This window comes from Aphanothece hegewaldii CCALA 016 (assembly GCF_003007785.1).
Classification (GTDB): Bacteria; Cyanobacteriota; Cyanobacteriia; order Cyanobacteriales; family Microcystaceae; genus Chroococcus; species Chroococcus hegewaldii.
In genome coordinates, this window is sequence record NZ_PXOH01000007.1 from 1 (window position 1) to 12,612 (window position 12,612).

Annotated in this window: 15 protein-coding genes; 8 read left to right on the top strand and 7 right to left on the bottom strand. The window is 35.9% G+C overall.

What is annotated here, in order from left to right; all coding sequences use genetic code 11:
* The 6 genes from C7H19_RS08460 to C7H19_RS26690 all read left to right on the top strand — a co-directional run.
* The coding region (locus C7H19_RS08460) for a transposase (RefSeq protein WP_146136504.1) at positions 1-540 on the top strand (540 nt) is incomplete at its 5' end.
* A 380-nt stretch (positions 541-920) separates the two neighbouring features.
* Complete coding sequence (locus C7H19_RS08465) at positions 921-2,039, top strand: ABC transporter substrate-binding protein (RefSeq protein WP_106456449.1); 1,119 nt, start codon at positions 921-923, stop codon at positions 2,037-2,039.
* 71 nt (positions 2,040-2,110) lie between these two features.
* Entirely contained in the window at positions 2,111-2,938 is an 828-nt protein-coding gene (locus C7H19_RS08470) for an ABC transporter ATP-binding protein (protein WP_106456450.1), read from the top strand.
* Positions 2,939-2,947: 9 nt separating this feature from the next.
* Complete coding sequence (locus C7H19_RS08475; RefSeq protein ID WP_106456451.1) at positions 2,948-3,709, top strand: ABC transporter permease; 762 nt, start codon at positions 2,948-2,950, stop codon at positions 3,707-3,709.
* A gap of 59 nt (positions 3,710-3,768) precedes the next feature.
* Entirely contained in the window at positions 3,769-4,650 is an 882-nt protein-coding gene (locus C7H19_RS08480; protein WP_106456452.1) for an RpnC/YadD family protein, read from the top strand.
* 97 nt (positions 4,651-4,747) lie between these two features.
* Positions 4,748-4,888 carry a hypothetical protein gene (locus C7H19_RS26690; protein ID WP_245927397.1) on the top strand — a complete coding sequence of 47 codons (141 nt, stop codon included), beginning with the start codon at positions 4,748-4,750 and terminating at the stop codon, positions 4,886-4,888.
* 193 nt (positions 4,889-5,081) lie between these two features.
* Here C7H19_RS26690 and C7H19_RS08490 read toward each other — a convergent pair whose 3' ends face one another.
* On the bottom strand, positions 5,082-5,786 hold the full coding sequence (locus C7H19_RS08490; protein ID WP_106456453.1) for an SMI1/KNR4 family protein: 705 nt from the start codon (positions 5,784-5,786) through the stop codon (positions 5,082-5,084).
* Positions 5,787-5,879: 93 nt separating this feature from the next.
* Complete coding sequence (locus tag C7H19_RS08495; protein ID WP_106456454.1) at positions 5,880-6,476, bottom strand: hypothetical protein; 597 nt, start codon at positions 6,474-6,476, stop codon at positions 5,880-5,882.
* Between the two features lie 317 nt (positions 6,477-6,793).
* Here C7H19_RS08495 and C7H19_RS25550 point away from each other — a divergent pair, with 317 nt between their 5' ends.
* Positions 6,794-6,949: a hypothetical protein gene (locus tag C7H19_RS25550; RefSeq protein WP_181280550.1), complete on the top strand. Its 156-nt coding sequence runs from the start codon at positions 6,794-6,796 to the stop codon at positions 6,947-6,949.
* 212 nt (positions 6,950-7,161) lie between these two features.
* Here the strand turns inward: C7H19_RS25550 and C7H19_RS08500 are convergent, their stop codons facing one another.
* The gene (locus C7H19_RS08500) at positions 7,162-8,088 is read right to left on the bottom strand and encodes a hypothetical protein (RefSeq protein ID WP_106456455.1); all 927 of its coding nucleotides are present in this window, start codon (positions 8,086-8,088) and stop codon (positions 7,162-7,164) included.
* 292 nt (positions 8,089-8,380) lie between these two features.
* Between C7H19_RS08500 and C7H19_RS08510 the strand changes: the two genes are divergently transcribed.
* The gene (locus C7H19_RS08510; protein ID WP_106456456.1) at positions 8,381-8,812 is read left to right on the top strand and encodes a DUF29 domain-containing protein; all 432 of its coding nucleotides are present in this window, start codon (positions 8,381-8,383) and stop codon (positions 8,810-8,812) included.
* Here C7H19_RS08510 and C7H19_RS08515 read toward each other — a convergent pair.
* The 4 genes from C7H19_RS08515 to C7H19_RS08530 form a co-directional block, all read right to left on the bottom strand.
* The gene (locus C7H19_RS08515) at positions 8,809-9,717 is read right to left on the bottom strand and encodes a cobalamin-binding protein (RefSeq protein WP_106456457.1); all 909 of its coding nucleotides are present in this window, start codon (positions 9,715-9,717) and stop codon (positions 8,809-8,811) included. The genes C7H19_RS08510 and C7H19_RS08515 overlap by 4 nt on opposite strands.
* Positions 9,718-9,897, bottom strand: coding sequence for a DUF2949 domain-containing protein (locus tag C7H19_RS08520; RefSeq protein ID WP_106456458.1), 180 nt, complete (start codon positions 9,895-9,897; stop codon positions 9,718-9,720). It abuts the gene before it with no gap.
* A 371-nt stretch (positions 9,898-10,268) separates the two neighbouring features.
* Positions 10,269-10,796: a DUF2231 domain-containing protein gene (locus tag C7H19_RS08525; RefSeq protein ID WP_106456459.1), complete on the bottom strand. Its 528-nt coding sequence runs from the start codon at positions 10,794-10,796 to the stop codon at positions 10,269-10,271.
* A gap of 269 nt (positions 10,797-11,065) precedes the next feature.
* On the bottom strand, positions 11,066-12,601 hold the full coding sequence (locus tag C7H19_RS08530; RefSeq protein WP_106456460.1) for an RluA family pseudouridine synthase: 1,536 nt from the start codon (positions 12,599-12,601) through the stop codon (positions 11,066-11,068).
* Positions 12,602-12,612 lie beyond the last annotated feature (11 nt).

The window sequence follows — 12,612 nt, forward strand, 5'->3', positions numbered from 1 at the left end:
GCAAAAAGTATACCACTCGAGAGTTTTAAACCAGTTGTTTTAAACTTAGAGAAACCAAAAACGGTTTGGGTAAAGACATTTACAGCTAAAATGTTGCGTCATGAAGGAGAAAGAACCTTTGCCATCGTCATGAATGCTAGTTCTTTTGAAAAGGCGACAGATATCGATTATTTGATTACAAATGTTGAGGCAATAAAAGTGACGCCTGAATGGATAGTAAGCATCTATTCACAAAGGAATTGGGTGGAGGTCTTTTATCGTGAAGCGAAAGGGTGGTTAGGGCTAAGAGAATATCAAGTGAGAGGGAAAAGAAGCTTGCTTCGTCATTTTATTTTAGTATTTTGTGCTTATACTTTCATCTTATGGCACAAGTTAACTGGGGGACTACGAAGGAGATGGGCTAACAAACCTTTGAATACATTTACTGAAGCTTTAGAGGCTTTTCGGACAGCGATGTCTTTTCGTTTCTTCGATTGGCTGACTCAAAATAGGGATGTCTTTGCTTCTTACAAAGCAAGTTTAGGGTTTATTTGGGCTTGATTTGTGTTTAAGTCCCACTAATACTTTTTTAGCAACCATAAATTTATATTTTTGTCAAGTTAATTTTATTTTATTTTACTAACTTTAATTCTACTGTTTTGAGTCACCAGATGTGTCTAAAACCTTTCAAAATATACGATTTTTCAGATTCTTTGTTGAAAATAACGTCAAGAAATCCTGACAAAATTTTGATTAAATTTAGCTCCAGCATTTGTAATATAAATTACATTTGTATACGGCATACACAAGGTACTCTAGTTTAGTTATATTCTCCCCTATATATTTTTGGTCAATAACATTGATAAAAATCATGAAGGCGGAAAATAAAAACTCAACAAAAGTTTTAAGATCTTCTCTAATTTTTTAAAGTTAAGTTAAGCATGAAAAATATTAAGCGTTTAATCGCGATCGCAATATCAGTAGCCTTATTAGCGTCTTGTAGTTCCAATACAACAACCAGTAACGCTCCGTCTGCTAGTCCAAGTCCAACGACAGAAGCAACCGATACAGCATCAAAAGAATTAAAACCTGTGAAAGTGCAGTTATCTTTCTTGATGCAGAGTTTAGACGCGCCTCTAATTTTAGCCATCAACAAAGGCTATTTTAAAGAAGAAGGATTAGACGTAACTTATGAAAGAGGCTTTGGTAACGTTGATACAGTAAGTAAATTAGGTTCTGGGGCGTTTGATATCTCGTTTAGCGATATGTACAACACCCTCGATTTTAATTCCAAAAATCCCAATGATCAAATCATGGCGGTGGCAGTATATCAAAATAAAGCTCCATTTGCGATCGTTGCTTTAAAAGACAAGGGAATTAATAGTCTAAAAGATTTAACGGGTAAAAACTTAGGTGCGCCCGCAGGTGATGGGCCGAGAAAACTGTTTCCCTTATTAGCGCAAGAAGTAAATCTTGATCCTAATTCCGTTAAATGGACAACAATGGAACCGAAGTTAAGAGAAACCTTTTTATTACAAGGAAAAGTAGATGCAGTGAGTGCCTTTGCGCCTTCTGCTGTTCCTGCATTAATTAAAGCAGGTAAAAAACCCGATGATATCAATGTTTTTTATTACACGGATAATGGGCTAGATTTCTACGGCAATGGTATTTTAGTTAAAAAAGCATTTGCCGAAAAAAATCCCGAAATTGTTAAAGCTTTTGTAAGAGCTTATATTAGGGGATTTCAAGATATGATTAAAGATCCCACGGCTGCTTTAGATGCTGTACAAGCGGCAGATCCGAGTAAACTAATGGATCGAGAATCTGAAAAAATCCGCTTACAAACCGTTTTAGATAAAGGTTTTATTACACCCGAAGTTGAAACATTAGGAATTGGTGCAGTCGAGCCAAAACGTCTCCAAACCAGTATTGATCAAACCGTTCAAGGATTTGGTATCAAAACTAATCCTACTGTAGCCGATATCTATACCGATCAATATTTACCCCAAAGAGAACAAAGACAATTACCACCCGCATCGGAACGTAAACCTTTGCAATAAATCTGTTGTTTAAGACGTGAGAAATCTTACGTCTTTACCTTTTTTTGTTGATCTAAAGTTTGGTAAAAATTATGGTTAATCCTCTTTCTGAAATTTCTTCATCTAATACCACTCCAATTGATGAAACAACGCTTTTAGAGTTTGATCAAGTTGGTTTAGAATATCCCTTTGAAGGGAGTATGCGCCGCATTATCCAAGAAATTTCTTTATCAATTCGTGCTGGTGAATTTGTCTCTTTTGTCGGGCCTTCGGGTTGTGGTAAAACCTCTATTTTAAGAATGGTATCGGGTTTAAGTCCTGCACCGCTCGGAGAAATTCGCTATCGGGGACAAAAAATTACAAAACCGATGAAAAATATCGGTATTGCCTTCCAAAATCCCGTCATGTTACCTTGGCGAAATACCCTCGATAATGTTTTGTTACCGCTAGAAGTCGTACAGCCGTATAAACAAGATTTTGGACGTAGAAAAGCCGAATTTGTCAAGATGGCGCAAGATTTATTAACAACAGTGCGTTTACAGGATTTTCAAAAACAATATCCTTGGCAATTATCAGGAGGGATGCGTCAACGTTCTTCTTTATGTCGTGCGTTAATTCATCAACCTGAAATCTTACTTTTAGATGAACCTTTTGGGGCGTTAGATGCGTTTACCCGCGAGGAAATGTGGGTGATGTTACAAGCATTATGGATGAAAGCGAAATGTGTATCAATTTTGATTACTCATGACTTACGAGAAGCAGTATTTTTATCCGATACGGTTTATGTGATGAGTTCTCGTCCGAGTTCAATTATTTACAAGGTGAAAATTGATTTACCGCGTCCTAGAACGTTGGACATGGAATTATCTGATGATTTTAATCACTATTTCTCTAATATTCGCCGTCACATTCAACATTAAACCAGAAAAATGAACAAGTTTATTAAGTCGAAAACAGCTAGTTTTGTTTTACCTTTTCTAGCGACACTTCTTTTATTTGTAGTTTGGGAATTATTGGTCATTATTTTTAAGATTCCTGCTTTTAACCTTCCTTCACCAACGAATATGTTAGGGGCATTGTTTACCTATCGAGAACAGATTTTAATCAACTCATTTCGGACACTTTGGACAACCTTATTAGGATTCGTTTTAGCGGTCGGTGTCGGGGTCGCTTTAGGGTTTTTCATTGGTTATTCAAGACTTGCATATCTAACGCTTTATCCGTTATTGGTGGCATTTAATACGATTCCCAAAGCGGCGATCGTCCCTTTAATGGCGATTTGGTTCGGTGCTAATGCGATTCCTGCAACACTGACGGCTTTTTTACTGGCATTTTTTCCGATCGCGGTTAATACTGCATTAGGATTAGATACAGTAGAACCAGAAATGAAAGACGTTTTACATTCGATGGGTGCTTCCGAAATCGAAATCTTTCAGAAAGTCGGTTGGCCCCATACACTTCCCTATGTTTTTGCCTCTCTCAAAATTGCTGTCTCTTTGTGTTTTATTGGTGCCGTTATTTCCGAATCTGTCGCCTCAAATGCGGGTTTAGGTTATCTAATTGTACAAGCAACAGCTAACTTTGATATTCCCCTCGCTTTTGCTGCTTTATTGGTATTAGCCATCATGGGGGTTTTGCTTTACGGTTTCTTCGTATTCATCGAGAAAAAAGTGATTTACTGGGTACGTTAATTAGTAAGCATATATTTCCTGTATATAGTAGATGGGCAATGCTCATCTTTTTTTATTGAATGACAAAATCCGCAGATATCGGCAGCAAACGTTTAATCAGTCTATCACCTAAACAATGGCTACAATGGGTAACACAAATCCCAAATATACAACCGAGGGAAATTATATCATCTGACTTTCAGTGGATTAGCCGCGAAAGTGATGTTTTAATTCATGCTTACAGTCCTAATGATGGTGAGTTTTTGGTTCTTAATGAAATGCAACTCCACTATACTCCACAAATGCCTAGACGGATGTTTGCTTATGCAGGACTGGCTACCGAAAAATATCAACTTCCTGTCTATCCAGTGTTAGTCAATATTCTTCCTCCGAGTAAAAAAACCGTAGTCATGAGTAGCTATCAAACAACATTTAGAGGATTGAGGAGTATTCAAGACTATCATGTAATTAATCTCTGGGAAGTTGACGCAGAAATTGTGTTCCGAGAGTCTATTACTTCCCTGCTTCCGTTTGTTCCTATACTTAAAAACGGTGGACAAGCAACAACCGTCAGAACCGCATTACAACAACTGCGACGCGATGAGACACTGAACGAGTTAGAACCATTACTTGCATTTTTTGCTACCTTTGTGTTAAGTAGCGAATTAGTACGACAGATTATGAGGTGGGATATGGCAGTGTTAAGAGAATCACCCTGGTATAACGAGATTTTAGAAGAAGGTATAGAAATCGGAATTCAACGAAGCATTCAACAGAACATTCGGCAAGAAGTTCTGTCTGGTATCGAACTAGGATTAGATCTCAAGTTTGGTGATGTAGGACTTCAACTAATGCCGGAAATTCGAGAAATTCAAGATGTAGAAACCTTAAAAAGAGTTCGGGAATCTTTGAGAACTGTTCAAACATTAGATGAACTCCGTCAGGTTTATCAAAATCCTTAGACGATGAGGTTTAAAGTATGGCTACTTACGAAACCGACTTTTATCAATAGACTGGAGAACAATCAGAATATTTAATATTGGGAAATGCTATAAGTATATGGATGAAGTTAAAAGAAAAAAATTGGAAGACAAAGGCTGGAAAGTTGGAACTGTTTTAGAATTATTAGATCCTACTCCAGAAGAAATAACACTTATTGAAATTAAACTTGCGCTCAGTCGTCATTTCAAACAACAGTGACAAAAATTAATGACTCAAACCTAACTAGCAGACAATATTACACTCAAGTCAACCGAGGATTGCTAAAGTAGAAAATGGTGATGTTTCGGTTTCTATTGAATTAATGATTCGAGCGATGTTAGCAACGGGCATAACGATTGAAGAAATTGGTCAAGTCATTGCTCAAGTAAAATAGAACGAATGACATAGAATATCAACAAAGAAATTTTTTAAATCCCCAATGACTACCGCTACTGTATTTTTGATAAATTGCTTCTTCCGTAATTTCCGTCAGCCCTCCACTATATAAAGCTTCATACCATTCAGCATAGGCAAGCATCATATTTGTTAGACTTGGCCAAACGACCTCCATTTTTGAAAGGTCATCATCTAAACAGTGATCGTAAGTCCTAACTAATGGTGAAGTCTCTTGTGGCTCGCTACTGCCCATTACCAATAATACTGAATCATCTCCATAAGCACAAATAGGTAATAAGCGAGGATTGAAGTCAATCATAAAACTACAATAAGCATCCATAGCCTTTTTTAGAGTCCAGAGTTTGTTTTCAGAACTAGGGAAATTAAAATAATTATAAATCGAATTCCAATCCTCTTTTTCTGAGGTACCGATAGGCAAACAACCATTGCCAATCTGATACAGGTCATAAATTTCTTTAGGAAGTTTGAAACGATAGGATTCGACAATTTTTTTAATTTGCTCTGAAGTTAAGCGGGGTTGATAGCCACTCAAATACTCATCTACTAATTTAGATTGTTCCTGCATAAGCTGCCCAGACCACACACTTTTGTAACTCGGATATGGATAATGCTCAGATAGCAAGTTCTCAAGTAGATTAATAAAATTATGCCTTTTTGCAATGACTGCTATTCGTTTAACTGCATCAACAATGACTGACATTTTGTTTATTTTGAAGTGATCCTTTTCTATTTGGGTTAAGATAATGTCTTGGGTTTAGACAAGCATTTCCGTTTTTACTGCTGCTACGAAAGATTATTCAGGTACGAACAAAATTAGACGAGTTATTTCTCCATCTTGCTCAGTCCGTACAGCCATTTCCTCAGACCATAGTTTATCACTATTGGTTAACGAATCTGTTCTAAATATCCATTTCGGTGCACCCGCATTAAAATCATCACCATCAAAAGGGTGATCTAGCCATTCAAGATTTTCACCTTCAACAACCCTTGCTGCGCCTAAAAACTCTCCTAATTCATTAAAGATTTCAATGAAATGACCGCTATTATCCCACCCATCACCTGCTATACCAGAAATACCTATGACGTATGTAATGCAATCTTTTACTGGAATTTTAAAAGCAAAAATATTACTAAGACTATGTTGAGAAAACCAAATATGTCGTTCAAAAGCCTCGCTCACCGTTTGAGGAACAGATGATTGAATTCTCTCGATTTCTATGGAATCAAAATCTGCTTCACAACCATATTCACCCCAGTTGCCAGTAGTTAGTAACTCAACTCGACCAATTCTTCTATCAGGTCTGAAATCTCCGAAACCGTCTATTACATACGCTGCGTTCTCAATTTCACTCTTATAAAATTGTCGAACAATTTCTTTTCGATCGCTCATAGCTATTAGTTATATAATCCACAATTATCTAGTAGTTTAGCGTCGAACATCTCACGATAACTTCCGCAAAAACACTTAACAACATGAGCAGCATAACTGTTCGCGATACTAAAACCTTCTTTATAATCAAAATATAATCATGTAGTTAATCTGTAAAAAGTAGATGCAAAATTTTTTTTTTCAGCAGTCTATTACTTTCATACTTCTGTTTGTTCAAAATGTTGAAGAAGCAGGTGATATTTATCAGAACAACTAGGACGAATCCTTGAAGCTAAAATAGTTGTAAATACTCTTAAAACACGTTTGGAGAATTAGCCATGAGTATAAAAACCTTAAATGAAACAGAATTAAATGAAATTTTAAAGATTGCTCAAAATGGAGAAGCAAAACTTAAGGAAATGAGCGATCGTGCTACAATGATGGCTGAAAAATGGAGAGTTAAAACTATTAATTATAAAAAAGATACAGTTTAGCTAAAAACTTCCGATGATTTACCGTGATAGCTAAATGTGTATAATTCAGACAAAGCAAAAAATCTTTAGTGACAATCCTAGTTAAAAAAAGATTTAGAGCCGATTAGCCTATTAATTTGTTCAGAACGAATTAAGGTAATGTGAGAACTATTCGACATTTCTAGTAATACTCTAATTACATTCTAGACAGCTAATAATTATGCTACATTACCTTACGGATTATACTCGCTCCAATACAGAAGCTGAAATCCAATCCAATCACCAGTTTTAGTCTGACCAAGATAATATTCATATCCAGAATTCCATAAACTGATAGCGTAACGTCTACAATTTTTTAATTCTTTTTCCATGATTTCCTCAACTTTATATACCTCTTCTTCATCAAACTTAGTAATTTCTGAAATTGACCTATCAATAGTCAGTAAGCCACTAGCCTGTAGTCCTAACTTAATAGCTTTTATTTTATTATCTGAGGTTGTACAAATGAGTTGATGTTTGTAAATAGAGCCATTGTCATCATAATAGTAACCATAAATATTAATCGGGTCTAGACAAGTAAGAATTTTGTTGACATTATCAAATAATTGTAGTGTATTTGAATTCTCTAATTTACAAAAATTTAATGTTTTAATGTTAACTTGCAATAAACGACTATCCTGCAAGCGATTTTCATCGGGAACAGTGGGCATTATGCAGAACCAATCTAGGTCTAAAGACTGTCCTAAGATCATGTAAACCCTAAAATCATATTCGCTCGACAAAGATTTAGAAAAAACATGAACTTCAATATTTTGAAAATTCTGTTTAACGTAATAGCCTAAAGCTTGATAAATCTTTGCACGCTTTTTGATTACATCAACAGGTACTCCATATTTGTGTTTTTTCCAATGTGGATCGTACTGATATTCGTCGTGAGTATTTACTGTTCCTCTAGATTCAATATTTCGCCAATTTTGAATTGCTTTGTCGATCCATTGTTCTATCTTCTGAACAGTAGAAAAAACAAAACCCTCGCTTACAAGAAACTTCCAAATATTAAACTTTCCTTGTTGTTCGCTGTCCCAAAACATTTGGACATCAGGAAGAGCAGCGTTATATTTTCCTAATACTTTAAAGATTCTCTCCGTTTCGGGATTCATTTTTAAACCTCATTAGATTCCTTTTTACTACTAGATGATACATTGTACTTTATTATTTTGATACATTATCGTACAAAAATGTAGTGATGATTTGCCATATTATATAGCAACTACGACGTGATGAGATATTGAACGATTTAGAACCATTACTTACATTTTTTGCTACCTTTGTATTAAATGGTGAATTAGTACGACAGATCATGAGGTGGAATATGGTAGTATTACGAGAATCACCCTAATATAACGAGATTATGGAAGAAGGTACAAAAATTGGAATTTAAAGAGGTAAAGCATGACTACTTACAAAACCGACTTTTATCAATGGAGTAGAGAACAATCAGAATATTTAAGATTAGGAAAATATGACTGTGTAGATTGGGAAAATTTAATCGAAGAAATAGAATACATGGGAAAAAGCCAAAAACGAGCTTTGGTAAGTTATTTAGAACGTCTTCTAGATCATTTGCTTAAACTATATTACTGGGAGTTTGAACGCGAAAGATGTTCAAAACATTGGCGCAAGGAAGTAGCTAACTTTCGTCTACAGATCAAAAAAATACTTAGAGATAATCCTAGTTTAAAAAAAGAGTTAGAGCCGATTTGGTTAGAAATTCATCCCGAACGAATAAAAGTGATGCGAGAATTATTCGACATTCCTAGTAATGTTCTAATTAGTTTAGACGATGCGCTTACAGATGATTGGTTTCCAAATGATACAGTTTAACTAAAAACTTCCCATGCTTTACCATGATAGCTAAATGTGTATAATTCAGGATGTATGATCTCGGCTAATATTTCTAAGGAATCGACTAAACGAGGGCCAGGACGATTAAAATAGGCATTACCATCAGTGAGATAAACTTGATTTTGTTGAACGGCTTTTAAATTCTTCCATTCTGAATGATTTTTTAAAACTTGTGCTTCTTGATGGGATCTTGCTAAATCAAAACCACAGGGCATAATAATAATTACGTCTGGATTAGCGTTTACTAATTCTTCCCAAGTAATATAAGGTGAATGTTGTCCCGATGAGCCTAAAACTGCTTTACCTCCAGCCATTTCGATTAATTCGGGTATCCAATTTCCAGCACCCATTAATGGTTCAATCCATTCTAAAGCTATAACATTTAGCTGATCATTTTTTGTTTTAGAGGTAATAAATTCTATTCTTTTGTCTAATTCTTGTAAAGTTTTTTGATAGGGTACATTTAATGTTTGAGCCACTCGTTTAATATCATCCCAAACTTCTTGTAATAAATTTGGTTGTAATGAAATAATTTCGGGATGACTGGATACTAGAGAGTCTACTGCTTTTTTAACATCAGAAAAACTGACGGCACAGACATCACATTGATCTTGCGTAATAATATGAGTTGGTTGTAATTGTTCAATAATTTCTGTTTCAATTTGATAGATGCTCAGTGCAGATTGTAGTAGGGACTGAACATCTGTATCAATTTGAAAGCTCGATCGCTGTGTGTTAAGTTTGGCAGAAGTGCAAACGGGTAAGCGTTGTACTTCTTTTGGATAGTCGCATTCATGGGAACACCCGACTAAATGCTTAGTTAGTCCTAAAGCGTGAATAATTTCCGTTGCACTGGGTAAAAGGGTGATGATTCTATGAGTCATCTAGGCTGTCTCTAGCACGTCAAATATTTGATCTAACTGCTGAAGATTCACCATTCCATATTGCCACAGAATCATCGGTAATTGATTTGGGGCTTGTTGAATTTGTCGCAAAGCAAAGCCTATCTGTTCCGAGGATAGTCCTAAGTCTTGCTGTAAAAATAAAATCAAGGTTTCGCTCATCTTAAATAACGTCCATTTACATAATTAGAGGTTTTGTGATCACGGATAGGTACAGGAATGGGTAGAAATGCAATTTGTTCTTTTAAGTAGTATTTTTGTACGCCTAAAACAATCCCTACTAATGCCACTACGAATGTATATATTAAAAGCATTTTGCTTATCCTCCCAGTTTTTGTAAACTTATGTAAAGAATTTTAATATTTATGGAACAAGTTTGCAACCATCTTGAGGATGATACTTGAGTCATTCGTTCATATCACCATAAACAGGAATCGTGAAAAACTAGGATAGAACAACGGTTTATGAAAAAACCCTAGCCCGAAAGCTAGGGAGAAAAAGACGCTAAAATCTTAAAGCTTGATGTAACTTTCTTAAGGTCTGCTATTCGGTCCATTACCGATGACCGCGACTTTGTGCCGATAAATTAATTCAGCACCAAACCAACCTGTAACCCCTAAAATAGTGCCAACAACTAAGGAGATGAGTAACCCGACTGGTACAATTGCACCTGCTTGATTGTTCCATCTTAAGACTAAATTGATTAAAGAAAGCACGATCGCCGCAATATTGCCGATGAGATGTATCCATCCTGCGCTATGTTGTCTGACACGCTCAATTCTTAAGAAATCGGCTAATCCTGTGGCTGCTGCGACTAAACTTGTGGCTACACCCGCTAAAATCAACCAAAATGAGCCTCTAGCCCAAAAAAGGTCGCCTGTTAGCCAGTATGCTAAATCAGTCACCAAAGCACCCGTTAAAAATGCGATCGGGAATGTAACAATTAACGGATGAAGGGGATGTTTTGCGATCGCTACTGTACTGGGTACACCACTATCGAGAAACTCTCTTTCATCACTTTCAACAATAGGGGGAATATTTGGTGTTGGTGTTTGTGTCATAATTTTGTATCTAAGATTTTTATAATTCCTACATCATGGCTTAATAAACAAGTTCTTTCGTCTTTTTAGCTCATTGAAAAAAGCACATGAAACAACTACTTAAATTTGGCGTTCATTGCCTTAGAAGTTAATCTAGCAATAACTATCTAAAATAAAAAACATCCTTTTTAAGTATTTAGACAATTTAAAAATCTATCGAAAGACTTAAAAAAAAATATCTTTAGACAGATACAATATTGAACAATATGTTATGTCATATTATCTCAAACTTAAAAGGGTGTTCGAGATTGTAAATGTAAGATTTGATGTGTTTGTGGAGGACACGAGTGCGGAACCTGTGTCCGCACATCAAAGTGTCCGTGATGTTCAAATCTTAATTCTTTTGCGTGTAAATATAAACGGCTAGATGTAGTAGAATTTCCATAAAGTCGATCGCCTAAAATTGGAAATCCTAACCCTTTTGGATCAGCAGCGTGTACTCGCAATTGATGAGTGCGTCCAGTCAAAGGATAAAATTCAATACGGGTATAATTTCCCTCTCTTGCAATCACTTTAAACTGAGTTATGCTGGTCTTACCCCGTTCTTTGTCTACAATTTGATACGGACGATTTTCAGGATTTCCCCACAACGCTAACTCGATAATTCCTTCATTTTCTGCTACTAAACCATCGATTAACGCTTCATAAACTTTCTCTACACTTCTTTTTTCAAACTGTTTACTTAAGTGACGATAAATCGATAAATTATGAGCAAATAATAAAATACCAGATGTGTCTAAATCTAAACGATGTACCGCCATCAATTCAGGAAAACGCTGACGTAAACGATTTAATACACAATCTTGATTATCTCGATAACGTCCTGGAACAGATAATAATCCCGAAGGTTTATCAACAGCAATTAACCATTCATCTTCATAAATAATCGATAATTCTAAAGAAGGTCTTTCTATTTTTATATCGAGTTGCGGTAAACCCGATAGTAAAAATTTCATCAATGGTTGACAGCGTTCAGCACAAACACCGTAAAATTTACCTTGTATTTTATCTTGTTTCGATTCGCCCCACCAAAATTCGGTCATTGCTAGAGGTTTAAAACCCTGTGTTGCTGCATAGTGTAGCAGTTTTGGGGCGCAACAGTCCCCAGTTCCTGTGGGTAAAAAACCATCATTCATTAGTTGTGCTAAAGTTCTTGACTGTCCTAAAAAATTAGTTAGAGAATAAGCTGAATACATCTGGGTTTGCAGTCTACGAGAGAGTATTTTACGCTGTTGTTTGAGTTCTCGGATGCGTGTATCTGCTTGTGTGATGATTTCTTGGTCATGTTTTAAAGCTTCATCTCGTTCTCGTTTAAGTCGTTTTCGTTCTATTCCGTCTAACTGACTTTGTTGATCCAATATTGTAGAATCAGCAAGATGATTTAAACGCTGTTGAATTCGTTCTTGTTTTCGTTGTTGATGAGCTTGTGTTAAATTATGTAAACGTGTTTCATATTCTTGGTTTAGTGTTTCATATTGCTGACGTTGGGGAAGACTTTGTAAAGTGAGCAGTTCTTGTTTAATTTCGTCTAAAATGCTTAGTGTGCGTAATTCTTCAATTGCGACTTGCTCACGACCTGGAATGGGTGGCACCCAACCTTCGACTATTGCATGACCATTGAGTAAACCTGAGAAAGCTTTGAGTACTTTTTCTTCTCCAAATGGTGTTTTAACCAAAAGTACGCCATACATTTTCCCTTCACGGGAATAACGTTCATCTGCGGCGAGTTCTTCCATTAAACGAAAGGCGATCTCTTGTATGAACATAAAACTAGATA